Here is a 24640-nt window from a genome sequence, read left to right as displayed (position 1 = left end):
CCCAAGATTCTGGTATAAATAAGTTGTATTTTAGGAAAATTATCTACACTTGTCTTATGTATCACTTAACTCATTTGAATTTTATTTTTTCAATTGAATTTCTATTCTAATTTTGTATGGTATGAAAACAGACGAACACATAAGCGGATTAAAGGCTATTGATACCAGTAGCCTTGTAGATAAGGTTGAAATGAATCTCATTGATTATTTTTCCAAGAAAAAACTTCAACCTGGCGATTCAATTCCAAAAGAATTGGAACTTGCCGAGATTATGGGTGTCAGTAGAACTGTGATACGCGAAACACTTACCCGATTAAAAACAATGGGACTAATTGAATCCAAAAAACACATTGGAACGATCATCAAGAGTCCTGACTTGTCATCCATCATGCAAAAATCAATGATTCCAGGGATTCTGGATGAAGGGACATTAAAAGATATTTTCGAACTTAGACTTACGATTGAAGTCGGAATGTCTGATTTGGTTGTAACCCGTGTCACTGACAAAGATATTGAAGAACTATTTTCAATTGTTAAGAATGAGATTTCACCCTCTGAAAATACGCTATTTGATGTTGATTATGAGATCCTATTCCACAGCAAACTTTACGAAATAACAGGTAATCAAACACTTAAAAGCTTCCAAAAGATGCTTCTGCCTGTATTCAGTTATGTATACACTAGTGGCTTAATCAATAAGGAAATTGCTGATAAAAAATACGTTTCGCACAAAGAACTCGTTGAAGTTTTGAGGTTGAAAGATGCAGATATGTTTCGCACGGCTATGCGAAAACATCTCGAAAACCATTTCAAAAGGCTTCTTTCAATGGATGAAGAAAAATAAGTTCATTTATAAAAAAAATATTAGTTAACCTATAGCGCGATTTAGAAGTAAGAGTTTGCCAAAGTTTGAAGAAGGTATTCATCGTTAAAAATTAAAAATGATACAATACAACACATTTAAGGAACCTACTGTTATTAAGTTATTTTTTTTGAAGTTATAACCTTGAAATCGTAAAGTGAAAACAGCTCCCCTTACCTGGTTCACTTTCCACCCAGATTTTTCCACCGTGTTTATCAACAAACTCTTTGCAGAGAATCAATCCAAGACCTGTCCCTTTTTCATTTTGAGTTCCGGGAGTCGATTGGCTTTCATCAATATGAAATAAATTCTCAATGTGTTCTTTTTTGATTCCTATTCCGTTGTCAGAGACCGCAATTTCAATATATTGTTCTGATTCAATCACCGAAATCCTGATTGTACCATCTAACCCTGTAAACTTGATGGCGTTCGAAATTAGATTGCGAACAATAGTCATAAACATGTCCTTATCAATCACTTCATAACATCTTTTGGGAAGTTCGGTCACGATAGTAATCTTTTTTTGCCTTGCCGAATCATTTAAAAGCTCTATCTCTTGCTCTATCAGGGAAATTATATCTGCTTTTTCAGGTTTAAATTCCAACCTTCCAGTTTGAATACGTGACCATTCCAACAGGTTTGAAAGTAAACCAAATGTCCGCTGAGATGAATCACGGATAATTGTCGCATACTGTTCAAGGTTTTTAAATCTCTTCTTCTTATGCATTTCCTCAATAATAAAATTACTTAATCCAAGTATACTATTGAAGGGACTTTTCAAGTCGTGGGCAATTATAGAGAAAAACTTATCTTTGGTTGCATTTAATTCACGCAGCCGCTCTTCGTTCTCACGAAGGGTTTGCTCTGAACGTCTGCGTTCAGTTATATCATGAGAAACAACCAAACCATGATATATCTGACCATGGTTATTTTTTAACGGTATTATATTTAAAGATAGGACTCGATCCTTAAATTCATAAATAAGGTTTTCGAATGGAATGCCCTTCAAAGCATTCTCATAAATTGGAGCGAGCTGTTGGGCGCGGGCTTGGGGAAGAAGCTCCCAAAGGGTTTTCCCAACTAATTGATTGGTTGTGAATCCTATATCCGGATGTAAATATCCTTCAACCAGCAAAAAACGAAGGTTTTGGTCAAAAAGAACAATCGTTGTTCCAGGAAGGTTTTGAGTAATTTGTCGGTACATTTCTTCGCTTTCATGTAAAGCCTCTTCTGATTTCTTGCGTTCTGTGATATCTACACTGCTGCTTTGAAGGGCGTATCCCTTATTGTCTTCATCTTTCAAAACATGATCAGTTATCAGAAAGGTTTTAATCCCTGATGGCAATTCAAACGTATCTTCATATTTTTCAGATATTCCAGTCTCAATAAGCTTGCGATTCCGTTCAAGATATTTTTCTGCTGTTTTCTGAGGAAGAAATTCGAGTATTGATCTTCCTAAAATGTCTTCGGGCTTACCTCCCATATTGCCAGCTGCCCTTGAATTGACGAACAGGTAAAATCCTTCTTTATTGATAATAACGATTGAAGCTCCTGAATCTTCGAAAAAGATTTTATAAGTCAATTCCGGTTTATACTTGGGTTCAGTGCATAACATTCCCATCTTCGCGAGTCCCTTTTCCCCTTTTTTCATATTCGTTTGATCCTAATTAGTAAAAATCAACTATCTGAAATTCTTTCGTTCCAATTCTTTCTGTCAATCCGGATCAATTGTTAGCACTAATTTAGAAATTAATATTCGTACATCAACAAGAACTTTGAAATATTCAATAGTCAAATATATACTCTTTTATTTTAGGATGGAAAAGAGAACTCTTGGTATTGAGTTAATTTTCTTTGAAGATTCAAACAGTTACTTCTTTAAAAGAAGCAATAACAAATGTGCCGCAGACCAGCTAAAATGTATGGCATTCAATCCTTCGCCGGTTAAAGGATGATAGTTTTCCCGTATTACCCCATCGGATAAAAGCCCAGCTGCATGTTCCAGTAACTTTCGTTTCAATAATTTACTCTCCATTAAATATCCGTAATTTTAAAGCGCTTCAATTCTAAAACATGCCAGATCAAGGATCACTTCATATTGTTGTGGGGGTTTTTTATTAAGCATAAATTTTAGGTAGCCTGAACAGAAAGAAAGTGATGTCAGTTACGGCGCTTTGAATAACTCTGAATGCCTTGATTTTAGAATTGAAAGATTCTGCTGAAGCATTCGTGCTGCGATTGTCATAGAAGTTTAAGATGTTTGGATAGTGCACATAAATAGTAGCAGATATGGTATTTAAAGAGTCAAAGCCAAATTCGGTAATATCGTTTTACCATCTTGCCAGTTTCGTGTAAGCGACACCTTTAGTTGTTGTGTGTGCAAATATCTTCCGCAGTGAATGAGTAATATGCCTTATTTAGATCGGGGTACTAGCCAAACAAAATTTGAACCGAAAACCTATAATTTCCATTGATGCCGTCAACAAGCGTTTGGCATCTACCGCATTTGAAGACTGCACTACCGATTAAGAAAGTCTTCATCGTCTTCCATCTCAGATAAAAGGCATGGCGAAGAAAAGTACAAACGTGTTGGCTTCAATTGGTTTTACAACGATCTTACTATTTCATCAAGTTCAGTAATCAAATCTAATAAATGTTTTAACAGAGCAACTTTTGTATAAAAAGATTTATTAACTTTACATCGGATACGATATATTAATGTCGTATCCGATTTTATCTAATTGATAAAAGGATTGCTAATGAAACTTTTCAGTTATCAGTTTCTGAGTTATAAAGATTGAAAGGTATAAACAAAAATTAATCATCATGAGAAATGAAATTATTTTAACAGAAGTAGATTATGTGAGATTGAATTCATTAATCTATAGATTACTTGGTAAAGATAATCAAGACATACGGGCATTGAATTTTCTAAATATCGAGATTAAAAGGGCGAAAAAAATTTATCCAAAAAAAATTATGCCTGACTTTGTAACAATGGATTCGCATATAGAAGTTAAATTCCTTGAAACAGGTAAAACAAAAGAGTTAAAATTAGTTTACCCTCAGAATGCGAATTACGAAGACGGGTTAATTTCAGTTTTGTCTCCTTTGGGCTGCGCCTTGTTAGGTTTTAAAGCAGGAGACTCGGTTGCATTTGAAGCAACTGGAGGAACTCAAATTGTTAGGATAGAAAAAGTTCTGTTTCAGCCTGAAGCAAATGGAGAAGATTTATTATAATATGCTTTATAAACATAAATTATAAGACATGGAAACAATTCGAATTGATTCGGATGCCGGAATTATCTGGCAGGTAATTAACGATAACAAGGATATCAAAATTACTGATTTGAAAAAGCAGACAAAAATGGAAATTAAAAATATATACTTGGCTCTTGGTTGGCTTGCTAGGGAAAATAAGGTGCTTTTTTCTGAGCGGGAAAATGAATTAGCCATAAGCCTCATTCAATGACATTGAAATTAAATATAAATATCCTCACCCCACCCAATTAGATTTTCGTTCTGAAGAATTTGTCATTTATCGTTCGAAACTATATACCCATTGGGGATTGACCCTATGTATCGGGATCAAGCCCCGATGCCATTGTTTCGGTGCGGACAACAAAGTCCGTACCGAAACCTCTATTCCTATTACTTACTCAAACCTAAGGAATTGACATACAGTTATTATTGGCAACTGGTGTTCTGTCCCACTAAAAATTTTCAAGCCCTAAATTTTTATAAGTTTCTAATAAAGCTTCATGGTCGTCTGTAATAATTAAAATTTTATCTTTTACTTTCAAAGTCGTTTTTCCTGTTGGTACAAAATATTTTTCTTCACGTTTTACCATTACAACCACAGTATTATCAGGTAAGGATAAATTCATAAGTTGATTTCCGTTATTTAGTATTTTAGCTGTTATCTCAATTTCTGTTGCAACTGATTTTATATCATTCGAAAAATCGACATCAAAATCCCTCAATTTTTTTATCTGTCTTGGCTTTTCTGCAAGATTAAGCCATCTTGCTATTAAAGGAAGTGATGTTCCTTGTACCATTAAAGAAACTAATGTGCATAAAAAAACGATATTGAATATGATCCTTGCATTAGGTACATTTTCTACAAGAGGAAATATGGCAAATATAATAGGAACTGCACCCCTTAATCCAACCCACGAAATATAGGTTTTATCCTTGAACGACATCTTCACAAAAGGAAGCAAACATAAGAAAACAGTTAGTGGACGAGAAAAAAATATCATCAAGAAACTAATAATCAGGCCGGGTACAAGTATTGGCAATAATTCGTGAGGATTCACAAGTAAGCCTAAGGTTAAGAACATAATTAACTGAAACATCCAAGCTAATCCATCAAAAAAATTGAGCGATGAACGTTTATGTACAAACTTTGAATTTCCGATAACCAATCCTCCAATGTAAACGGCAAGGAATCCATTTCCTTTAATAAAATACGTAAGAGAAAAAATAAAAATACAGAAAGTGAAAACTAAAATCGGATATAATGAGTCGTTGCCAATTTTAAGACTATTTATTATTCTAACCGCTAGTTTGCCTAACAAGAAACCTAAAACAGCGCCAATAACAAGTTGCAGTATTAATGTACCACCAACAATCCAATAGTTTGGTACAATTTCTAGTTTGATGATACTTATCAGAGAAATAACCAGAACGTATGCCATAGGGTCGTTACTTCCACTTTCGAGCTCCAGCATAGGGCGTAGGTTATTTTTTAAGTGTAGACCTTTTGAACGGAGAATAGAGAAAACCGAAGCCGAGTCTGTTGATGCCATTGTTGACGCCAACAACAAAGAAGTTAATAGACTGATGCCAGCTGATGCCATTGTCATACCTAAAACCCACCAAATTATTACACCGGTGATGATTGCAGTTAAAAATACCCCAAGAGTCGCTAGTACAACTCCTTGCGCTATTATCGGTCGAATCTCTGAAATCTTCGTATCTAGTCCACCAGAGAAAAGTATGATACATAAAGCGATAGTTCCAATATTCTGTGCAATATGATTGTCTTCAAATTGAATTCCTAAACCATCGCTACCACAGAGCATTCCAACACCCAAAAATAATAATAATGCAGGGACTCCGAATCTGGAACTTGCTTTTCCTGCCAAAATGCTCAGAAAAAACAGAACTGAGACTACTAATAAAATAAGCTCAATTTGTATACTCATCATTTTAAACTGATGTTGTTTAATATATCATTATTTGTTGTCCTCTGAATGGGAAATTATTTTACTTGTCACCAGCGACTTGCAGCGACCTGAAGGTGGCAAATTAGAAGCACTTCACTATCAACATACAACAGCTTTTGATAAATGTAGAAAACTTGATTAAGCAACAAAACCGCCACTTTTGAATAGGTGTCGTTGGCTGCTGTGATTCGCTTCATTGTCTTTGACCATTATGGTAAAACGATCAAAGGGGTTTGCCCTTCGTAAACTAATTCATTAATCAAAAATTTTCGAAAAAGTTGGTCGGTCAATAGACGTGAGCCTTTTTGAACAATCAGTATTTCGTCAATCTTATTGTTTATTACTTTCCTAATGTCGGCTAATGCGGTGCTACCTTCATAAATTGCGAAATTTGTATTAAATCTGCCGGCAAACAATACGGTCAGATCGATAAGATACTTTTCTATATTCTTTGTTTTTTCCTTGGGTTTTGCCAAATAGAAAAAAGTAATACTTGTGTTTTCGCTGGCAATAAAATTAAAGAATTTGTTTAACGCCAAAAGGTTCAAAGGATATTTTTCTGTTACTGCTACAAATATCTTTTTGTGCGAGTAAGTGGCAATTCCTTTGGGCATTGCAACAATAATATTTTTTGTGCTATCAATAACCTCAAGAGCCACGCTGCCAAGAAATATTTTCTTCAGTAATCCTGTGCCTTTGATTCCCACAAAAATTAAATTATCAAATGGCTCTTCTAAAAGTTTAGATAAGGTAAACTCCAAATGACTTTCTGAAACAGAGAATGAAACTTGCATTGTTGGTGGGATTAGCGCTTTTGCAAGGGTTTTTAATTCATACAATGCCTCATCATTTGTGTGTTGAGCGATTTGCTGTCTACTATCTTTGTCAGTAAGTGCTGGTGCTAAAACAATGGTTTGATGAACTAAAAGCAATTCCACATTTGCTTGTCTACCCCAATCGCATGCATACCGTATTAAGTTGCCCGAATACTCCGAAAAGTCAATGAGTATGATAAATCGCTTTTTCATTTTTCTATGATTTTGGTTCGCTATTCTGTTTGCATAGACAATCATTCACCTTATTATAATCATCCTGAATATCTTTTTACGCTTCTTGCCAATGTCACTTGTAGTCATTTGTGATGCAATCAATGACTCCATTTGATTATTAGGCATGATACCGGACTCTCATAAAATTCTATATTTATAGGCGTTTAATTATTGGTTGAAGTTGGCAAATGCCTATTAAACAGTCAGACTATTATCAACTTCAATCATTTTACATAACAAGACGTCAATTAATATCTTCATTTAGTGAGGAATCCCTTACACGAGAATAACCAAATCATTTAAATAAATGTTTGAGAGAATCCATTAAATTTGATATTTCTGCAAATGGTTTATTGTTATGTTTCTGGAAAACATCACTATGGAAATCGTCAATTTCCTCCAAAACGGGTAAAACTTTTTTCCATTTATTATCACTTATCGCGGTAAAGAACATAGTGCTTTCATCGTTTATTCTCTTTTTGGCTTGCTCATAAACAGCTTTCCCCAGATCAGACATAATAAGCAGCTTAATTCTTTTGTCATTCTCATCCTGTATCTCGAATAGTAAACCGTTATTAATCAATCTCCTTATTGTATCCATGCCAGTGGTATATTCCAGATGATAGATATTGATAAGATCGGTCTTCTTTGCTCTTTCAAGCATATCAACGGCTTGGAGGAAAAGAAATTCCAAACGTGTATTGATTACCATATCTTTCAGCGCTTTCCGGGTATAAAATTCATGATACCGGGCAATTCCCGCAACAGCTTCTAAAAATCGGATTTTATCATCGAAGTGATTTTTAAAAGGAACTGAAGATTCCTGATAACGAGTTAATATTGTTTTATTGGATATTTTCTCTTGAAGTTCTGGTTCTTCGTGATGTTTGTTTAAAATCCATTGGGCAAAATTCAGGACATCTAATTGTCCATTCTCCATTTCAAAATTCTCAAATAGGTCAATTAACTGTTTTAGAACATCATACTTATTTTCCATCAGTATATTTTTTGTGTAAAAATATAAAAAGATTCACTATGTTTGCATCGGATACGATATATATTAATATCGTATCCGATTTTATTTTAACAAATGTATAAATTAAACCATTCTTTAAAAAATTGAAGATATGTTAAAACTATCAATACTTGAAGAATTTAAGGTTAAGGAGGCTCAAAAGAAGTCGATAACATACACCGATTACTTCAGACTCATAAATCTGATAAAAAATGATATCGGAAAAGAAGATGTTTCTCCGAAGCGATTACATCATCTTTTTCTGGCTTTGACCTTTAGTCTCAAATATACATCGAATGATATTCCCGAAAATTTTGTCAGGATGAATTCGAATATATTGATAACCAATTCAGAGCATAAGAAACAACGAATTCGGATAGTATATCCGGGCGAATTGGAATCGAACGATGATTATTCAATTTATAGCTTGCTGGGATTTGTTTGTTTGGGACTCAAAGAAGGAGAAGATGTAACTTATTTCAATGGAGAAAAGCTAAAACAAGTCAGAATAGAAAAAATTATTTCACATTAACAACCTTACCAATTGAGTAGTTAATCAATTCAAAAAAATTAAAAAATCAGATATGAAAAGGAACATTATTATTACTGACCTTGACTATGTTAGGCTGGGCAACCTGATTGGTTCAATTAAGAAAACCAAAAATGAAGAACTCAGTAACCTAACCATTTTATGCGAGGAGATTGCTCGTGCCGAAAGGGTAAATCCAAAAGAAATTGAACCTGACTTTGTGACAATGAACTCGTTAATTGAGGTTGTTGATTTAGATAACGGAAAGGTAATGACAATAAAGCTTGTGTATCCAAAAGATGCCGATTTCAGAAAGGGAAATATTTCCATTCTGTCACTTTTAGGTAGCGCTCTATTGGGATACAGAGTTGGAAGCATAATAAAGTTTGATGCTCCTCTGGGCGAAAAAAAAATTAAGATTAAAAGCATCATTTATCAACCGGAAGCCAATGGCGTTTTTGATATTTAGTTTACGAATTGTTTGTTTACGTCATATTCATGTCTAATATTAAAATGGAAACTATGGCAAAAAAAGGAAATGGCTTAAAAGAACCCAGTAAGAATCTTAAAGAGAAGAGACTTGAGAAAAGAACAAAAAAAGAAGAGCTAAAAATGTCGAAACGTAAAAAATTACAGGTGAATTGATCCTAAGCGCATAGCTTGTTTTATAATTGACCATCCGCTGGCTGACTGGAATCTCCAGTTATGTTAGCGGATGGTTTAATACAAATAATTAACAAACAAAAATCAGATGAGATGATTATTTCAACTTTAGATTCCGAGTTGCTGATGGGATGCATTCGTGCGCTTGAATGTTGGCACATAACAAGATTTGATGAGGTCCAAGTATTAAAAAGAAAAATTTCGCTGGCACTGAAGGTTAAGCCCCAGGATGTGCCACGAGATATAGTTACAATGAATTCCTTTGTAGAGCTACAACGAAACAATGCTGAAGCCCCATTTACTATAAAACTGGTATTACCTGAATATGAGAACATAAAGGAAAATAGAATTTCTATTTTTTCTGCTTTGGGAGCAGCCATCTTTTCCGAAAAAACCGGAACCAAAGTCGTATATCGTACTTGGAAAAATGAGAACCACATCAAGATCACTGATGTGATATTTCAACCGGAAGCAAATGGCAATTACTATGTCAATAAACATGATTATGGCTATTTCTGATTAATCTATTCGCCTGGTTACCAAGAGAAAGACCAACTACAATATGGCAATTGTTACCTCACACGGCTAACAATATCCTTATGATGATAATTATCAATAAATGGATAAAACAAAATTATTTTAACCGTGATGAAATGCCAGATAGAAAAAATAAAAGATACAATAGCCAAAGAATATGGTTTTAGTAGCTGGGATCAGTATTTCGAATACTTCATTACGACAAAACCAGGTAGAAATGTTTTACGAAACGGCATCCGAAAAGTACTCTGGGAAGTTCTTCTTTTGTCGAATGATTTATTGTCATGCCCAAAATGCATTTTGAAGAATTACGAATCAAAAGAATTGGATATTAAGGCTGGGGAAAGATGTTACAATCTTCGCCATGAACTGCACGAGTTGAATAAAAGTACCAAACAGTTCAAAAAGGCACTAAAATCAAGCGATTATAGCCTTCCGGTCATGATGAAATTGCCTCTCAAACAAAATCATTCGAACAAATGAATAAATCAATTGGAAAATTACGAAAGAATCCTATTGAAAAGAAACCAGGCTACATTGAAAATATCTTAGCCAGTATCCACTCGGGAATAATGGTTATTGACAATAAGTTAGACACCATATATACTAATCAATATTTCTTTGAACTTTTCAACCTTCGACAGCAACAGGATCTAAATATTCATATTGATGAGTTGATTCATGAAAAAAAATTACCGATAGAACTAAAGAATGCAATAATTGGAAACTATCCAGTCAAAGATTTTGAGTTTCTATACCACACTGAAGGAGAGGGTGATATGATATTTAATTTAACTTTAACTGAAGTTCTGAATTCTGACGAAGAACGACTACTTATAATTGACAATATTACCGAAAAGAATAAAACTATTGTCGAACTGACTTTGGCAAATAAAAAAGCACAAGAAAGCGATCGGTTGAAATCGGCCTTTCTGGCAAATATGAGTCACGAAATACGCACTCCGTTAAATAGCATTATTGGATTCTCCGAACTTTTACAAGATCCAGACTTCGACCTTATTCAGCGAAATAAATTTACACAATTGATTTGTTCTAATGGAGAACAATTACTTAGCATTCTTAATGATATTATGGACATTTCAAGGATTGAAGCAGGGCAAGTTCAAATAAAAAAAGATATTGTATCAGGACATGAAATAATTATTGAAATTAAAAATGAATTTACAAATAAGGCAAATGGTAAAGGAATAGAACTAAGGGTAGATTCAATATCAGCAAGTAATGAAATTTTCTTAGAAAGTGATAGGACTAAATTGAAACAGATCCTAACTAATTTTGTTGCCAATGCATTAAAATTCACTAAAGATGGATTCATCGAGATAGGAATCAGAACTAAGGAGAACTTCGTACAATTCCATGTAAAAGATACTGGGATTGGTATACCCAAAGATAATCAAGATACAATATTTGAACGATTTCGTCAGGTTGAAGGAGCTCTGTGTCGAAACTATGGAGGTAACGGATTGGGTCTGTCAATATCAAAAGGCCTGACTGAATTATTAGGTGGAGAAATTTGGGTGGAATCTATATCTGGACAAGGATCAACCTTCTATTTATTGATTCCAACCTCCATGAAGTGTATAGTTTCAGATAAAAGTTGTACGTATTCAAAACAAATTAAACATTCGGATTAGACACATAAAAATAAGTTTAAGAATGATATTGATTCAATAATTAGTTCCGTCATCTAACATTCTATGGAGGTTTTTCCATTAATGAATGATCTATTTCATATTTTAATCACATTCTTATTTTGTAGTAAAGAACTATAATTAAAAATAAAAATCATGAAAACAAGAGAAAAGAGGATTACTGTAATTGCAGCGTTTATTTTGGTTGCAGCACTCATCGGAACGGGGCTTTTTTATTCTGCCAATAAATCAACAACAAAAGACCTGAACAATGAGAAGCTCAAATCGGAAATGATTTTATCCGAAAAATTGGCGCTTCAGAAAGAAATTGAAACCTTCAGAAGCCAGATTAATTCACTCAGTGGCAAGAATTCAGAACTCAATAATTTATTGGCCGAAACCAATAAGAAATTAAGTGAAAAGGAAGCACAATTAAGCCGAATAGTCCGCGAAAATGGAAATATTAAATCGTTGAAAAAAGAACTTGCTGACTTGATTCAAATGAAAAAGGAATTTGAAGGTCAGGTTCTTGCACTGAACGAATCAATTCGAAAATTGAATTCAGAAAAGGATGCATTGAATCAAAAGATCGCATCTCTTCAGGAGGAAAATAAGCAGCTCGCTTCAAATCTTGAAATTTTAAGTTCGATGACTGCTGATAATTATCTGGTTGAAACAACAAAAAAGATGTGGCTCAAACCAAATTTCGAAAAACTTACTGTAATGGCAAAGCGCACAAAAAAGATCACCGTGTCTTTTAAGGTTCCTGAAAACATAGTTGAAGATATTTCATTCAAAATAATAAAACCTGATGGTAAGACAGCTGAAGGAAAGGACAATGGGGTTGCTTTTCGGATTTTAAATGAAGATGAAGGTTTAATGGCAAATATTAATGGTGGGGCAATCAAAGTATCCAAAAAAATTGAAATGACTTACGAACCGAAAGAGAAACAAAAACCTGGGTTATACCAAATAGAAATGTATAATGGCGAAAAGTATATTGGTACTTGCAATGTAAAACTACGATAATAAATACTGAATAAAGAAGATACCCAACAATTGCAATAATTAATTATGATTCATCCGGGTTGCTTATGTGGCGCCCGGATGTTTTTTGAGGCAGAACGATATAAGTATTGTCATAAGGGCATTTTTATAAATAATTAGTACCATGAAAATCTTAAATTCTTTTATATGTATTGTATTTGTCATTAGTCTTTTATCGTGTAATACAAATAGCAAACTGGGCACAAAAGTTGATGAGTTTTTTCAGTCCAAAAGATATAAAGCAATGCTTAAAGACCGGAATAGCCTCTATACCGAAGCCCAGCAATTGAAAAAAGACACCACTGATCTGGGAATAGAAATGAGAAAAATTCGAAAGGAATATTCAGATCTGAAGGGAGAATACAATGATCTGTCAAACAAATCCGATTCGCAAATGGCACAACTTAATAAGGATTTAAAGGCTAAATCAAACGAATTGGAATTGAAGGAAAACATGCTTCAGGAGCGAGAACAACGACTGAAAGAAATGGAAGCCATTGTTTCCAGACAGGATTCCATTACCAAAACATTGAATAAAATTGTAAAAGACGCTCTTTTAGGATTCAAGGCTGATGAACTTTCAGTGGAAATGAAAAACGGAAAAGTTTACGTCTCCATGACAGACAAACTTCTTTTTAAATCAGGGAGTGCAGCAGTTGAAGATAAAGGGAAACAGGCCATAAAAAAACTTACAGAGGTCTTGAATAAAAATAACGACATTGATATCGCAATAGAGGGCCACACGGATAATGTTCCTATCAAAACAAACATTTATAAAGACAATTGGGATTTGAGCGTCGCGAGAGCTACAAGTATTGTTAGAATGCTGATTGAAGAATACAGTGTAAATCCTTTACGGTTAACCGCATCAGGCAAAGGTGAATATTTTCCCGTTGCCACCAACGATGATCTGGAAGGAAGAGTAAAAAACCGAAGAACTGAAATTATCCTTTCTCCAAAACTGGACGAACTCTTCAAGATGCTTCAGAGATATTAAAATATGCTAAATATAATTTTTGAGACTTGATTGATTTAAAGAATATAATAGAAACTAGGGGTTATGATTGATCCCTAAAAAAACATATGAGAATGAACGCGGTAATTAAATCATTTCTTATCATCATTTTCTTAGGAATTATTTCTTGCGGCCCTGCACCGAAAGAATCAAATTCAAAGAAAGTTGAAGATAGCTACAAACCAGTACATTCAGCTGAACAAATCACGGAAGATTTGGAATTTGCTTTTTATAAGAAGGAACCTATCCTGATAGAAAATATTTTTGCTGAATGGCAAAAAACTGTAACTCCAAATACAGTTGAATTCATAAACCAGAATGACACTATAGCAGCCATTTTTGAGGTGTTCAATTCGTTTTACAAACCAAATGATATTCACAGACTTGGTATTTGGGAATTTGACAATAACCTGAATTCGAATTGCAAATATATATTGGTTCAAAATAAAATCCTTTATTCCATACTTAATTCAAATAAAATTAATAAGATCGATTGGATTAAATCAAGAAAAAGTCTACTCAGTAATTTTAGACCACCACTTACTTCAGAGGGCATAAATATTCTTTATCAAACGGACGAATATGAAGAATCATTTATTAATTTTTTGGGATACGCGAGCCTACGGACAATAGAAGAAAAAGGAAAATTTCAAGGAATTCTGGATGAAACGCAAACAAAATATGAGCTATTGAAAGGCTATATCCCGGTGCATATCGGGCAAAAAGAGAACTTTTGGCACTTTGAAACATACCCGTATGTAAATAGAATCCTTTTCAATAAGTCGATTACAAAAGCGAAAATTGACTTTAGTGTAGGTTCACAATTTGGGATGACCATCCTCCAGAAAAAAGGCAGAAACTGGGTAATTATAGAAAGTAAAAATGAGTCTCATTTAAATGGAAACATTAGGTAACTTGTTTGATTAATAATAGTGCTCATGTTCTGATGAAAAAATATTTTCAATCATAGCAAAGCATCCAAAGGGGCAGTTGTGCTGCTCTACTGTCCCTTACAAAAAAGGTTGCAGCCAAAATGGTAATCTATAATACCATTCCCCGAAATCGTTCTGGTTTCGGGGTTTTTCTTTTGCCAATTCATAGAAATTCAATATACTGTATAGAAAGTTCCTGTCTCCTACAATTTCTCCCTGGCGTTATTTAAGCATTTCGGAAAAGTCAAGGCTTGTTTCGGAATTGCAGTCGCTGAGATTGTCGAATCATTACAACGACTAACGTGCTAGTTCAGTTTTTTATGCCTCAAAACTTTAATTTCGATATAAAGACAATACCAATATTATACAATAACTTATAATGATATTATACCAAAAATAAATATAACCCCATTAGATTTTTCAGCTTGTTCTGAAATATGATTTCAAATTGCTCCAATAAATAAAAACACCAAACAACTCAAAAATACATCTAGGTCTACTTCGAAAACTATTTTATGGCACCCGAACATTAATCAATCCAACTTATTCGAAATAACTTACTATTGTTTAGTAGCACTTTGTACCTTTGAGGTCTGGAGGCATTCGTTCATGTTTGGACGATCGGATTGAACTCAATAATTAGAAGTTAAACGTATCTTCTTGATCCTCCATTTCTGAAAGCATACATGGCGAAGAAAAATAAGGACGTGTTTGTTCCTGATAGAATTTGACAGCTATTTTCATATTTACGTCCTGTTCCTTCATAAACTCAGTTTCATCAACTTCAGGTTTTGACTTAATAGCTGCCTCTAAGATCTTTGATTTATTTTTTTCCATGTTTTCCATGATACGACCATTCTAAATTTTAAAAATTCTTCCGTTAGTTCTGTTTATTTTGACTGAACTTGAATACCTTAAACAGATAGGCAAACGCAGGAAATATGAGCAATATACCTGCAATTAGGGCATACACCAATAAAGACATAGTTCTTTCGGGAGCCTGACTATTCTGTATCGTCAGGGCTGTTCCATCGGCCAGGTAAATCATGACCGGAAATTGAATGGCAAACCACCCGGTTAAGATGCAAGCTGTTTGCACGCCAGCAAGAAACCTTGTCCGCAAATTATTCCGGTGTCGTATCCCGACCCATAAAAAAGGGATAATTACGGTAGCTATGAGCACACATCCCATCGCTACCGGAGAGTGAAGAAATCTGCTGAAGAAATTCAATTCGTACATTTCTGACACCAGAAAAACACTCAACCCCGAAGTTACCAACAGAACAAAAAAGGTGCGCGATGCTTTGGCAAATGTCTGAAACGATTCGTCATCCCGGGCTTCACCCAGCAGATAAATAGCTGCCAGGCAGCCAAACAAAAGGGTCAGAAAAATACCGGTTGTAAACGAAAACAGATTTAACCAGGGTGCGATAAAAATTGCATAAAAGGTTCCGTCAACCTGCGCCGGAATTTTCCCCAACATAATAGCTCCTAGCGTCACGCCCAGAAAGAAAGGAGTCAACAAACTCGATATCCGGAATAATTGCGTGTAATATTTGTGCATATTTTCCTCAACGGTGTCGTAATACCGAAAAGTAAAAGCCGTTCCTCGGAAAATAATTCCAAGTAGAATAATAAACAGAGGTATATGTAAATAAGTCGTAAGGGTGGTATATACAAGCGGAAATCCATTAAACAAAATCACAACCACCAAAATGAGCCAGATGTGATTTGCTTCCCAGACCGGAGCAATCGCTTTCGAAATTGTATCAATGCCTCTCTTCCCGGTAACCAATTCTACAATTCCGGCACCAAAATCGGCACCGCCAAGTAGCACGTAAAACAAAACGGCAATGCCTAAAACAATGATAACGAGGTCAGTCATGACTATTTATATTTTGAGGATTTGTATGGACAGCCGTAATTTGACGACGCATCAGTATAAAAACCAGGAACGTAAGCGCCAGGTAAATCAGTGTGATCAGGAAAAACGGATACTGCACACCCGGCATCGGTGTCACCGCATCTTTGGTCTTCATGATTCCGTAAATAATCCAGGGTTGACGGCCAACTTCCGTTACAATCCAACCCGCTTCCACTGCAATAAATCCAACCGGAGTGAGCCAAACCAACAATTTAAGCCACCAACGTTTATTCAGATTCTCCTTCCATTTAAAATTGAAAATCAGGAACAAAATACCCGTTCCCATCATCAGTACGCCCATAAATATCATGATTTGAAAAGCAAAATGCACAATGGCAACCGGAGGCCAGTTTTCCTTACTGGTTTTATCCAGTCCTTCAACTTCGGCGTTTGGATCTCCATGAGCCAAAAAGCTTAGTAAGTGCGGAATATGAATACCATATTTAACTTCCTCTTTCTCTTCATCAGGAATACCGCCAATTACCAATGCTGCGGGTTCTGAGGTTTTGAACAAAGATTCCATAGCAGCAAATTTTGCTGGCTGAAGCTTCGCTACATTTTTGGCTGAAATATCGCCACTTATAGGCTGTAGAATGGCTGCAACTGCTCCAAACAAAAGGGCAATTTGTATTGCACCCCGATGAAACTCATTTCCTTTGTGACGAAGCAGCATAAAGGCATGAACTCCTGCCACTGCAAAACTGGTGGATGCAAAGGCTGCAATGGTCATGTGTAGTGCCTGCTGAAACCAGGCCTTGTTAAACATCGCTTTCACCGGATCAATATTGATTGCCTGACCATTGACCCAATCAAATCCGGAGGGACTGTTCATCCAGGCATTGGCCGCTATCACAAATATACCCGACACCACACCTGCAATTCCAACCAAAATACCAGAGAACAGATGCACCCGTTTGTTAACCCGGTCCCGACCATAAAGGAATACCCCTAAAGCAATTGCTTCGAGAAAGAAAGCCGTTCCCTCCCAGCTAAAAGGCATCCCAATAATGGCTCCGGCATGTTCCATAAATTTTGGCCAAAGCAGTCCAAGCTCGAACGACAAAACAGTGCCCGAAACTGCACCGACGGCAAAGAAAATAGCGACTCCCCGAGCCCATGCCTTCGACAGGTCCAGATATACTTTACTTCCTGTTTTTATCCATTTTAATTCGGCTACAAACATCAGCCAGGGCATCGTCATCCCGATACAGGCAAATACAATGTGAAACACAAAAGAAACAGTCATTTGTAGCCTCGCGGCAAGAAAATCATCCATCACGGTTTAGGTTTTATCTGTTTTTTACTCTATCCTGTCGGGGCACTCAGCATTTATTCTGAAGTTTTTCTATAAAACAACCGGAAACGAAAGTTGTTACCCGAATTTCACCGGAGAACAACCCAAAGAGCCTTTATACCTGTACACTTTCCCGAATGGTTTTGGTCGCATTTACCATTTTCTTAATTGCTTCTTTGGTTTCTTCCCACTTTCGGGTTTTTAACCCGCAATCCGGATTTACCCAAATATTTTCCTTTGGAATAACGGCCATTGCTTTCTTTAGCAGACCAACCATTTCTGTATCTGAGGGAACTCGAGGAGAATGAATATCATACACGCCAGGACCTATATCATTTGGATATTTATATTCACCAAAAACATCCAGAAGTTCCATTTGCGACCTCGAGCATTCAATGGTAATCACATCGGCATCCAGGGCAGTTATGCTGTCAATGATATCATTAAACTCGGAATAACACATGTGTGTATGGATTTGGGTCTGGTCCTTAACTCCTGCATAAGAAAGCCGAAAGGCATTTACAGCCCAATCGAGATACGTTTTCCAATCGCTTTTCTGAAGCGGCAATCCTTCTCGGAGTGCCGGTTCGTCAATCTGAATAACGCTGATATGATTTTTTTCCAAATCAAGAACTTCGTCCCTGATCGCCAATGCAATTTGGTTGCATGTAACAGAAAGAGGCTGATCATCCCTGACAAACGACCATTTCAAAATAGTAACCGGCCCGGTCAACATTCCTTTAACAGGCTTCGAAGTAAGCGATTGTGCGTAGGTAATCCAATTAACGGTCATCGGGTTTGGTCGCTGAACATCACCAAAAATAATAGGAGGTTTTACGCAACGCGATCCATAACTCTGAACCCAACCATTGCTGGTAAAGACAAAACCATCCAGCATCTCTCCAAAATATTCAACCATATCGTTTCGCTCAAATTCACCGTGGACCAACACATCCAGGCCAATTTCCTCCTGCCAGCGGATTGCATTTTCAATTTCATTCTGAATGAGCTGATTATATTCTTCGCTTGAAAGTTCTCTCTTTTTCAACTTTGCCCTCCAGCTTCTTACATCCGCAGTTTGCGGAAACGAACCGATTGTTGTGGTTGGAAAGGCTGGCAACTCCAGTCGCTTCTGCTGTACTTTCTTCCGAAGTGAAAAGGGCAGCCTTTTCATTTCTTCAAATTGTTCGATGAAGTCAATGCGCTCTTTAACCAGGTCATTGTGAATCAAACTCGATATTTTTCTGCTTTGGATGGCTTCCTGGTTCTCTTTAAAAAGTTGTATGGATGATATATCTCCTTTGTATATCGACAATTGCTTTAGAACCACGACCTCTTCCACTTTTTGCTTCGCAAAAGCAAGCCATTGTTTAATTTCAGCCGATAAAACTTCTTCGTTGGTCTCCAATTCCAGATCACAGGGTACGTGTATCAACGAGCATGAAGGTGCAAGCATCACCCTTTCTAATCCAATTTTTTCGATGGTCCTGCTGATTAGTTTCAACGAATTTTCGTAATTATTTTTCCAGATGTTTCGGCCGTCCACCAACCCAAGCGATAATTTCTTTTCGTCGGAAACCAGATTCATCATGATTTCAAGTTGTGCCGGATCTCTCACCAGATCAAGATGGATGGCATCCACTGGCAAGCCGGCAACCAACTCCACATTATCAGACAATCCTCCAAAATAGACAGAGAGTAAAAGTTTGACGGTAGGAAAATTTTTCCTAATTCGTGAATATGCAATCTTGAAGGCACCCTTTTGTTCCGTTGTTAAATCCAACGCCAAAAAAGGCTCATCAAATTGTATCCATTCCACACCATTATCCACCAGCAGTGAAATCATTTCGAAATAGGCCTCAAGGAGGTTCCCCAATAAATCAATCCGATCGAACCCTTCCTCTTTTTCTTTGCCAAGCAGTAAAAATGAAACTGGTCCCAGAATAACAGGTTTTGTAATTATACCCAATTTCTTCGCTTCCTGAAATTCATCAATAAATTTGAAATTCGACAACCAGAACTTTTGATTTTTGTAAAATTCAGGAACAATGTAATGGTAGTTGGTATCGAACCATTTGGTCATTTCCATGGCCGTAATATCTGCTACTCCATCCTGACAACCTCTCGCCATTGCAAAGTAAAGATCCAGTTTCAATTTATCAGAATTACGGAGAAGTTGTGAATAACGATCAGGAATTGCGCTAAGTGCAAACGCTAAATCCAATACATGGTCATAAAGCGAGAAATCGTTGGACGGGATCAAATCAATGCCCAATTCCTTTTGCATCAGCCAGTTTTTCTGCTTTATTGCCGAACTAATCTCTATGAGCTGTTCATAACTGATTCTCTCCGACCAATATCCTTCAACCGCTTTTTTAAGTTCCCTGTTATCACCAATACGCGGATAGCCTAAATTGTGTGTTATCATTTTTTTTCAAATATTAATTAACACTAAAATCACATTACAAAGCTAATTAAAAATATAAAAAGACCTCTATGTCTTTTTATAAAATATTTATATCTTTACAAAAGAATTTTAAGATTGTCGTCATGAAAATATCACCGGATGCATCAGTTGGAGAAGTAGTAAAAATAAATTTTAAGACTGCTTCTATCTTTCAGAAAAATAACATTGACTTCTGTTGTGGCGGAGACAAAACCATTTCAGAAGCGTGTGCTAATGCAGGGTTGGATACTGATCAACTGATCGGTCAACTGGAAACAATCGCAGAACAAATCGATGCTGATTCTCAATACATCAATGATCTGAGTCTGGAAGAACTCAGCACCTACATCATTAAAAGGCATCACACCTATGTCCGCGAAAGTATCACTACAATTAAGAAGAATCTTGAAAAAATATGTCAGGTTCATGGAGAACATCATCCCGAGCTCTTCGAGATAAACAGATTATTTACAGACTCATCAGGTAATTTAATCATGCACATGCAAAAGGAAGAACTTATGCTGTTCCCGTTTATCCGGAGGCTGGAAATCTCATCAGGGGATGACACACCCCTACCCCAGAGTCCGTTCGGCTCAGTTTCCAATCCTATCTCGGCGATGCTTGCAGAACATCAACAGGAAGGTGATCGTTTTGATCAGATTTCAATACTGACTGAGAGATACACAGCTCCCGAAGATGCCTGCACAACCTATGAACTCACCCTGAAGCAACTCCGCGATTTTGAAAATGATTTGCATCGCCATATCCATCTGGAAAACAATATTTTATTTCCAAAAGCCATTGAACTCGAAAAACAAATTACAAAATGAATACACAAAATATACCCAAATTGGTTACGCTGAAAACTGGAGAATCATTCAAAGTTTATCAGGTAATCGGACAGGCGGGCATGAAAATGCCATTGCATTACAGCACCAAAGAAGCGGTAGTTATCGTTCAGGAAGGCTTTGCACAACTCAAAATTGACGAAATAAAACATATGCTTCAGGAAGGAAGTACGTTTATCATTCCAGCTCATCAAAACCATACTCTTTCTGTAAAAGCAAAATTCAAAGCGTTGGTAATAATGTCAAAGGATTCGGATATCGAATTTGTAGAATAAATTTCATCTTAAAATCGAGAATATAAACGCTATGCTTGGAAAAACAACTGAATATGCAATAAGGGCTTTGGTCTATATCTATATTCAAAATATGGAAGGGGAAAGGCCTGGGTTTAAGGAAATTGCTAAGATGATCGATTCACCGGAACAATTTACAGGAAAAGTTCTGCAAAACTTAGCCCGTGCCGAATTAGTGTCATCCATGAAAGGTCGGGGGGGTGGCTTTTTCTTTAACGAGCCGACAAACCCGATAACATTATTTAAAGTGATAGAAGCAATAGAAGGTAAAGAATATTTTTCAAAATGTGGTTTCGGGTTAAAACGCTGCGATGTCAATAATCCTTGTCCATTGCATGATGATTATGCCCATGTAAGGGATTCATTCTTTAAAATGGTTAATGAAAGGACTATACAGTCGCTTGCCAATAAAATTAACAAACGCGAGGCTACGCTAAACAGATTATAAATAAGATTCACAGATGAAACGAATCGGAATTATTGGAGGATTAGGACCCGAGGCAACCGTTGATTATTACAAAGAAATTATCAATGCCTTTAAAAACGGGAATGGAGATTTAAATTATCCTGAAATTATCATTTATAGTGTGAATATGGCACATTTCATCGGGCTGATGAGAGAAAAGAAGTATGAACAGGCCACAGCATATATTTCCGAAAAAATAGAAGGGTTGAAACAAGCCGGTGCTGATTTTGCTGTCCTCAGTGCAAATACGCCACACCAGTTATTTGACCAATTAAAAGAAAGGTCCGGAATCCCGTTAATCAGTATTGTTGAAACCACCTGCATCGAAGCGAAAAGCAAAGGACTAAAAAAGGCTGGGCTGTTCGGAACTGATTTGACCATGAAAGCCTCATTTTTCCCGGATGTTTTTCGGAAACAAAACATTGAGGTCGTTGCTCCTGATGAAGAAGACCGGAAACTAATCAATTACAAGTTATTCAGCGAGATTGAACTGGGAATTTTTAAAGATGAAACACGCGAAATCCTGATCGGGATCATAGAAAAGATGGTACGTGAACAAGAGATCGACTCACTGATTCTGGGTTGCACAGAGTTCCCATTAATCCTGACTGCGGAAACTTATGCAGGAATCCCTGTTTTAAACACAACTAAAATCCACGTCGAATCAATTGCAAAATATTGCCGCGAAAATTCATAATACCATGGGAAACAAAGAAATATACAAAGCGGAGATGGTCGGCGGAACACATGGGCTGACCTGCATCTTTCCACGTCTGCGCGACATTGTTAATTACGAAGAGCAAAGAAGGGTTCCTGAACAGGGCTATCCACGATTTATCCCTCACCCTTTTGTCGTTGCAGTTCAGGAAAAACACCGGAAGGAAGGCTATGAAGTTATTGCCATTCAAACTCTGGAGGCTGCCAGTTTTGTCCATTCGAACTATTTCGATGCCCAAACCCGCGAACATTCTGAAATAAAAGTAGGTAATAACGGGAAAGAGAGATATGGGCTGATTTATGTAAGTAAAGAATACGCTAAATCAGCACGCGATAGTGTAACGAATGTAGGAGTTATTCTTAATTCCAGAAAAGCTCAACGAATACTCGAAAATAGTGCTTCCGGTAAAAAAAGTGATGATCTTCCGTATTTGCTAAGTAAATTAGAAGCAGGTTCGAGCCCGGAACTAACCTTTCTTTTCACCAGTGGCATGGCTGCAATTTATAGCGTTGTAAGTGGTTTCCTAAAAAAGGAAACTGGTGCTGTAGTAATTGGGAACGCCTATGTTGATACTTTGAAATTGTTTAAAAATCTACCAATAAGGTTTCCTTACAACCCGACTATCTTCATTGAAAGTGGAAGCCAGATTCACGTTCCGGATTCAGCAAGTATCGTATTTCTTGAAATCCCGACGAATCCTTTACTTAAGGTAGAAAATTTGGCAAGTATTGTACAACAGGCTCATGCAAAAGGAGCGGTTGTTATTGTTGACAGCACAATTGCATCACCATTTCATTTTTCGCCTTTTGATTTTGATGTTGATATAATTATTCATAGCACTTCAAAGTCATTAAGTGGTAAAAACAACCATATTGGTGGAGTTTTATTTGTCAATCCTCAAAATCCTGAACTTGCAAAAAAGATTCTGCCCTTTCCATTCGAAATGGATGATGATGAAAGAATTGTACTTTCTGAAAATCTTCGAAGTTTTCCTGAGAGAATAAAGAAGATGGCTGAAAATACAGAAAAAATTGTAGAATATCTCATGTCTAATTCCAGTGTCGCAAAAGTATATTACCCCACCGGATTAAAAAATGGGAATGGACATGTAGTTAGTTTCGAGCTTATAAACGACAGCTTTGAGACCGCTGAAGTATTCTATGATAATTGTACCATACGAATTAAGGGGCCCAGCATGGGATTTGAAAAAACAATGTTGATGCCCTATTCTCTGATTACGCACTACCATGACAATAACGTAACACTGGCTGAAATGGGATTAAAACGATACCTCATGAGGCTATCTGTAGGCACTGAAGATCAGGATGCCATCATTCGTGATTTAGCATCCGGATTCAGTGCCATCTCGGCACAGTAACGTGTATTCAAAATGGTTTGTAATTATATGGATAACTAAAAATAAGATGTGAAATGCAACACATTGTTAAAATAATTGAAAAGAGCTGGTTAACTCACGACGTACTTTGCCTGCGGCTAGAGAGGCCATTGGATTATTCATTCTATGCCGGGCAAGCCATTGAAGTTTCGCTTGAGAATCCGCGTTTTCAGGGAGAGAATGCTCCTTTTACCTTAACCGGATTAAGCAGCGAAAAATACCTCGAACTGATCTTGAAAGTTTATGCCGGGCACAACGGGATGACCCTGGAGATATCAAAATTAAAGCAAGGCGACCAGCTAATGATAGGAGATGCCTGGGATTCGTATAAAAACCTTGGACCGGGAATGTTTATTGCAGGCGGAACCGGGATTACCCCATGTGTTGCTTTGCTGCGCCAATTGAATGTCGAAAACAGAGTATCCGGCAGCAAATTGCTTTTTGCCAATAAAACCGAAAAGGACATTCTTCTATTTGAAGAACTCTGCCAAATGCTTGGACAAAATTTCATCAACATTTTATCGCGCGAGAAAAAAAACAACTTTTTATATGGACATATTAATCTCGAAGTCCTGAAAAATCAAATTTCGAAGCCCAATCAACCATTTTACATCTGTGGTCCAGGTAATTTTGCTGAACAGATCCGTGATCAATTACTGGAGTTGGGCATCCATAAAGACATGATAAATATAAGTTATTAGATGGAACAGAAATTCCACACCA

The 24640-nt window shown here is 36.4% G+C and carries 29 protein-coding genes; 18 read left to right on the top strand and 11 right to left on the bottom strand.

Annotated features, from left to right (window positions below; genetic code table 11):
* The first annotated feature begins 121 nt into the window (after positions 1-121).
* Complete coding sequence (locus tag AQPE_RS20470; protein ID WP_318348344.1) at positions 122-844, top strand: FadR/GntR family transcriptional regulator; 723 nt, start codon at positions 122-124, stop codon at positions 842-844.
* Between the two features lie 154 nt (positions 845-998).
* Here AQPE_RS20470 and AQPE_RS20465 read toward each other — a convergent pair whose 3' ends face one another.
* The 3 genes from AQPE_RS20465 to AQPE_RS23930 all read right to left on the bottom strand — a co-directional run bounded on the left by AQPE_RS20465 (position 999) and on the right by AQPE_RS23930 (position 3186).
* Positions 999-2513, bottom strand: coding sequence for a sensor histidine kinase (locus AQPE_RS20465; RefSeq protein ID WP_318348343.1), 1515 nt, complete (start codon positions 2511-2513; stop codon positions 999-1001).
* A gap of 219 nt (positions 2514-2732) precedes the next feature.
* Positions 2733-2897, bottom strand: coding sequence for a hypothetical protein (locus AQPE_RS20460; RefSeq protein ID WP_318348342.1), 165 nt, complete (start codon positions 2895-2897; stop codon positions 2733-2735).
* An 82-nt stretch (positions 2898-2979) separates the two neighbouring features.
* Positions 2980-3186 carry a transposase gene (locus AQPE_RS23930; protein ID WP_404801025.1) on the bottom strand — a complete coding sequence of 69 codons (207 nt, stop codon included), beginning with the start codon at positions 3184-3186 and terminating at the stop codon, positions 2980-2982.
* A 502-nt stretch (positions 3187-3688) separates the two neighbouring features.
* Here AQPE_RS23930 and AQPE_RS20455 point away from each other — a divergent pair.
* Entirely contained in the window at positions 3689-4102 is a 414-nt protein-coding gene (locus AQPE_RS20455; protein WP_318348341.1) for a GreA/GreB family elongation factor, read from the top strand.
* Positions 4103-4130: 28 nt separating this feature from the next.
* A complete protein-coding gene (locus tag AQPE_RS20450; protein ID WP_318348340.1) occupies positions 4131-4334 on the top strand; it encodes a winged helix-turn-helix domain-containing protein in 204 nt (67 codons plus the stop codon).
* Positions 4335-4575: 241 nt separating this feature from the next.
* Here the strand turns inward: AQPE_RS20450 and AQPE_RS20445 are convergent, their stop codons facing one another.
* The 4 genes from AQPE_RS20445 to AQPE_RS20430 all read right to left on the bottom strand — a co-directional run bounded on the left by AQPE_RS20445 (position 4576) and on the right by AQPE_RS20430 (position 8139).
* Positions 4576-6075: a potassium/proton antiporter gene (locus AQPE_RS20445; protein WP_318348339.1), complete on the bottom strand. Its 1500-nt coding sequence runs from the start codon at positions 6073-6075 to the stop codon at positions 4576-4578.
* A 65-nt stretch (positions 6076-6140) separates the two neighbouring features.
* Entirely contained in the window at positions 6141-6290 is a 150-nt protein-coding gene (locus AQPE_RS20440; RefSeq protein WP_318348338.1) for a hypothetical protein, read from the bottom strand.
* Positions 6291-6302: 12 nt separating this feature from the next.
* Complete coding sequence (locus AQPE_RS20435; protein ID WP_318348337.1) at positions 6303-7121, bottom strand: universal stress protein; 819 nt, start codon at positions 7119-7121, stop codon at positions 6303-6305.
* A 316-nt stretch (positions 7122-7437) separates the two neighbouring features.
* The gene (locus AQPE_RS20430; protein WP_318348336.1) at positions 7438-8139 is read right to left on the bottom strand and encodes a winged helix DNA-binding protein; all 702 of its coding nucleotides are present in this window, start codon (positions 8137-8139) and stop codon (positions 7438-7440) included.
* Positions 8140-8269: 130 nt separating this feature from the next.
* Here AQPE_RS20430 and AQPE_RS20425 point away from each other — a divergent pair, with 130 nt between their 5' ends.
* The 9 genes from AQPE_RS20425 to AQPE_RS20385 all read left to right on the top strand — a co-directional run bounded on the left by AQPE_RS20425 (position 8270) and on the right by AQPE_RS20385 (position 14514).
* On the top strand, positions 8270-8689 hold the full coding sequence (locus AQPE_RS20425) for a GreA/GreB family elongation factor (RefSeq protein ID WP_318348335.1): 420 nt from the start codon (positions 8270-8272) through the stop codon (positions 8687-8689).
* Positions 8690-8741: 52 nt separating this feature from the next.
* Positions 8742-9155, top strand: a complete 414-nt coding sequence (locus tag AQPE_RS20420) for a GreA/GreB family elongation factor (protein WP_318348334.1) — start codon at positions 8742-8744, stop codon at positions 9153-9155.
* Between the two features lie 53 nt (positions 9156-9208).
* The gene (locus AQPE_RS20415) at positions 9209-9331 is read left to right on the top strand and encodes a hypothetical protein (protein ID WP_318348333.1); all 123 of its coding nucleotides are present in this window, start codon (positions 9209-9211) and stop codon (positions 9329-9331) included.
* A 60-nt stretch (positions 9332-9391) separates the two neighbouring features.
* Positions 9392-9868, top strand: coding sequence for a GreA/GreB family elongation factor (locus tag AQPE_RS20410; protein WP_318348332.1), 477 nt, complete (start codon positions 9392-9394; stop codon positions 9866-9868).
* 129 nt (positions 9869-9997) lie between these two features.
* Positions 9998-10369: a hypothetical protein gene (locus AQPE_RS20405; protein WP_318348331.1), complete on the top strand. Its 372-nt coding sequence runs from the start codon at positions 9998-10000 to the stop codon at positions 10367-10369.
* Complete coding sequence (locus AQPE_RS20400) at positions 10366-11541, top strand: sensor histidine kinase (protein WP_318348330.1); 1176 nt, start codon at positions 10366-10368, stop codon at positions 11539-11541. The genes AQPE_RS20405 and AQPE_RS20400 overlap by 4 nt, the downstream gene beginning before the upstream one ends.
* A 153-nt stretch (positions 11542-11694) precedes the next feature.
* Entirely contained in the window at positions 11695-12567 is an 873-nt protein-coding gene (locus tag AQPE_RS20395) for a hypothetical protein (RefSeq protein ID WP_318348329.1), read from the top strand.
* Between the two features lie 142 nt (positions 12568-12709).
* Positions 12710-13582: an OmpA family protein gene (locus AQPE_RS20390; RefSeq protein ID WP_318348328.1), complete on the top strand. Its 873-nt coding sequence runs from the start codon at positions 12710-12712 to the stop codon at positions 13580-13582.
* A 92-nt stretch (positions 13583-13674) separates the two neighbouring features.
* Positions 13675-14514 (top strand): hypothetical protein, encoded by an 840-nt coding sequence (locus AQPE_RS20385; protein WP_318348327.1) that lies wholly within the window; start codon positions 13675-13677, stop codon positions 14512-14514.
* 657 nt (positions 14515-15171) lie between these two features.
* Here AQPE_RS20385 and AQPE_RS20380 read toward each other — a convergent pair.
* The 4 genes from AQPE_RS20380 to metE all read right to left on the bottom strand — a co-directional run bounded on the left by AQPE_RS20380 (position 15172) and on the right by metE (position 20178).
* A complete protein-coding gene (locus AQPE_RS20380) occupies positions 15172-15378 on the bottom strand; it encodes a hypothetical protein (RefSeq protein WP_318348326.1) in 207 nt (68 codons plus the stop codon).
* 34 nt (positions 15379-15412) lie between these two features.
* Entirely contained in the window at positions 15413-16417 is a 1005-nt protein-coding gene (locus AQPE_RS20375) for a cytochrome d ubiquinol oxidase subunit II (RefSeq protein WP_318348325.1), read from the bottom strand.
* Entirely contained in the window at positions 16410-17732 is a 1323-nt protein-coding gene (locus tag AQPE_RS20370; protein WP_318348324.1) for a cytochrome ubiquinol oxidase subunit I, read from the bottom strand. The genes AQPE_RS20375 and AQPE_RS20370 overlap by 8 nt, the downstream gene beginning before the upstream one ends.
* Positions 17733-17865: 133 nt before the next feature.
* Positions 17866-20178 (bottom strand): 5-methyltetrahydropteroyltriglutamate--homocysteine S-methyltransferase, encoded by a 2313-nt coding sequence (metE, locus tag AQPE_RS20365; protein ID WP_318348323.1) that lies wholly within the window; start codon positions 20176-20178, stop codon positions 17866-17868.
* 122 nt (positions 20179-20300) lie between these two features.
* Between metE and ric the strand changes: the two genes are divergently transcribed.
* Genes ric through AQPE_RS20335 form a run of 6 tightly spaced genes read left to right on the top strand, consistent with a single transcriptional unit; the run spans position 20301 to position 24618 of the window.
* A complete protein-coding gene (gene ric, locus AQPE_RS20360; protein WP_318348322.1) occupies positions 20301-21026 on the top strand; it encodes an iron-sulfur cluster repair di-iron protein in 726 nt (241 codons plus the stop codon).
* A complete protein-coding gene (locus AQPE_RS20355; protein WP_318348321.1) occupies positions 21023-21319 on the top strand; it encodes a cupin domain-containing protein in 297 nt (98 codons plus the stop codon). Before ric ends, AQPE_RS20355 begins: the two co-directional genes overlap by 4 nt.
* A 31-nt stretch (positions 21320-21350) precedes the next feature.
* On the top strand, positions 21351-21785 hold the full coding sequence (locus AQPE_RS20350; protein ID WP_318348320.1) for an RrF2 family transcriptional regulator: 435 nt from the start codon (positions 21351-21353) through the stop codon (positions 21783-21785).
* Positions 21786-21798: 13 nt separating this feature from the next.
* Entirely contained in the window at positions 21799-22500 is a 702-nt protein-coding gene (locus tag AQPE_RS20345) for an aspartate/glutamate racemase family protein (protein ID WP_318348319.1), read from the top strand.
* Positions 22501-22504: 4 nt separating this feature from the next.
* Complete coding sequence (locus AQPE_RS20340) at positions 22505-23899, top strand: PLP-dependent transferase (RefSeq protein WP_318348318.1); 1395 nt, start codon at positions 22505-22507, stop codon at positions 23897-23899.
* A 53-nt stretch (positions 23900-23952) separates the two neighbouring features.
* On the top strand, positions 23953-24618 hold the full coding sequence (locus tag AQPE_RS20335) for a ferredoxin reductase domain-containing protein (protein ID WP_318348317.1): 666 nt from the start codon (positions 23953-23955) through the stop codon (positions 24616-24618).
* The last annotated feature ends 22 nt before the right edge of the window (positions 24619-24640 follow it).

Source organism: Aquipluma nitroreducens, from assembly GCF_009689585.1.
Taxonomy (GTDB): domain Bacteria; phylum Bacteroidota; class Bacteroidia; order Bacteroidales; family Prolixibacteraceae; genus Aquipluma; species Aquipluma nitroreducens.
This window is presented reverse-complemented; position numbering and strand designations above follow the sequence as displayed.

Excerpts from the sequence above, each read along its gene's own strand:
- AQPE_RS20470 (WP_318348344.1), top strand. The coding sequence starts at position 122 with ATGAAAACAGACGAACACATAAGCGGATTAAAGGCTATTGATACCAGT.
- AQPE_RS20465 (WP_318348343.1), bottom strand. The coding sequence starts at position 2,513 with ATGAAAAAAGGGGAAAAGGGACTCGCGAAGATGGGAATGTTATGCACT.
- AQPE_RS20460 (WP_318348342.1), bottom strand. The coding sequence starts at position 2,897 with ATGGAGAGTAAATTATTGAAACGAAAGTTACTGGAACATGCAGCTGGG.
- AQPE_RS20455 (WP_318348341.1), top strand. The coding sequence starts at position 3,689 with ATGAGAAATGAAATTATTTTAACAGAAGTAGATTATGTGAGATTGAAT.
- AQPE_RS20450 (WP_318348340.1), top strand. The coding sequence starts at position 4,131 with ATGGAAACAATTCGAATTGATTCGGATGCCGGAATTATCTGGCAGGTA.
- AQPE_RS20445 (WP_318348339.1), bottom strand. The coding sequence starts at position 6,075 with ATGATGAGTATACAAATTGAGCTTATTTTATTAGTAGTCTCAGTTCTG.
- AQPE_RS20440 (WP_318348338.1), bottom strand. The coding sequence starts at position 6,290 with ATGAAGCGAATCACAGCAGCCAACGACACCTATTCAAAAGTGGCGGTT.
- AQPE_RS20435 (WP_318348337.1), bottom strand. The coding sequence starts at position 7,121 with ATGAAAAAGCGATTTATCATACTCATTGACTTTTCGGAGTATTCGGGC.
- AQPE_RS20430 (WP_318348336.1), bottom strand. The coding sequence starts at position 8,139 with ATGGAAAATAAGTATGATGTTCTAAAACAGTTAATTGACCTATTTGAG.
- AQPE_RS20425 (WP_318348335.1), top strand. The coding sequence starts at position 8,270 with ATGTTAAAACTATCAATACTTGAAGAATTTAAGGTTAAGGAGGCTCAA.
- AQPE_RS20420 (WP_318348334.1), top strand. The coding sequence starts at position 8,742 with ATGAAAAGGAACATTATTATTACTGACCTTGACTATGTTAGGCTGGGC.
- AQPE_RS20415 (WP_318348333.1), top strand. The coding sequence starts at position 9,209 with ATGGCAAAAAAAGGAAATGGCTTAAAAGAACCCAGTAAGAATCTTAAA.
- AQPE_RS20410 (WP_318348332.1), top strand. The coding sequence starts at position 9,392 with ATGTTAGCGGATGGTTTAATACAAATAATTAACAAACAAAAATCAGAT.
- AQPE_RS20405 (WP_318348331.1), top strand. The coding sequence starts at position 9,998 with ATGAAATGCCAGATAGAAAAAATAAAAGATACAATAGCCAAAGAATAT.
- AQPE_RS20400 (WP_318348330.1), top strand. The coding sequence starts at position 10,366 with ATGAATAAATCAATTGGAAAATTACGAAAGAATCCTATTGAAAAGAAA.
- AQPE_RS20395 (WP_318348329.1), top strand. The coding sequence starts at position 11,695 with ATGAAAACAAGAGAAAAGAGGATTACTGTAATTGCAGCGTTTATTTTG.
- AQPE_RS20390 (WP_318348328.1), top strand. The coding sequence starts at position 12,710 with ATGAAAATCTTAAATTCTTTTATATGTATTGTATTTGTCATTAGTCTT.
- AQPE_RS20385 (WP_318348327.1), top strand. The coding sequence starts at position 13,675 with ATGAACGCGGTAATTAAATCATTTCTTATCATCATTTTCTTAGGAATT.
- AQPE_RS20380 (WP_318348326.1), bottom strand. The coding sequence starts at position 15,378 with ATGGAAAACATGGAAAAAAATAAATCAAAGATCTTAGAGGCAGCTATT.
- AQPE_RS20375 (WP_318348325.1), bottom strand. The coding sequence starts at position 16,417 with ATGACTGACCTCGTTATCATTGTTTTAGGCATTGCCGTTTTGTTTTAC.
- AQPE_RS20370 (WP_318348324.1), bottom strand. The coding sequence starts at position 17,732 with ATGGATGATTTTCTTGCCGCGAGGCTACAAATGACTGTTTCTTTTGTG.
- metE (WP_318348323.1), bottom strand. The coding sequence starts at position 20,178 with ATGATAACACACAATTTAGGCTATCCGCGTATTGGTGATAACAGGGAA.
- ric (WP_318348322.1), top strand. The coding sequence starts at position 20,301 with ATGAAAATATCACCGGATGCATCAGTTGGAGAAGTAGTAAAAATAAAT.
- AQPE_RS20355 (WP_318348321.1), top strand. The coding sequence starts at position 21,023 with ATGAATACACAAAATATACCCAAATTGGTTACGCTGAAAACTGGAGAA.
- AQPE_RS20350 (WP_318348320.1), top strand. The coding sequence starts at position 21,351 with ATGCTTGGAAAAACAACTGAATATGCAATAAGGGCTTTGGTCTATATC.
- AQPE_RS20345 (WP_318348319.1), top strand. The coding sequence starts at position 21,799 with ATGAAACGAATCGGAATTATTGGAGGATTAGGACCCGAGGCAACCGTT.
- AQPE_RS20340 (WP_318348318.1), top strand. The coding sequence starts at position 22,505 with ATGGGAAACAAAGAAATATACAAAGCGGAGATGGTCGGCGGAACACAT.
- AQPE_RS20335 (WP_318348317.1), top strand. The coding sequence starts at position 23,953 with ATGCAACACATTGTTAAAATAATTGAAAAGAGCTGGTTAACTCACGAC.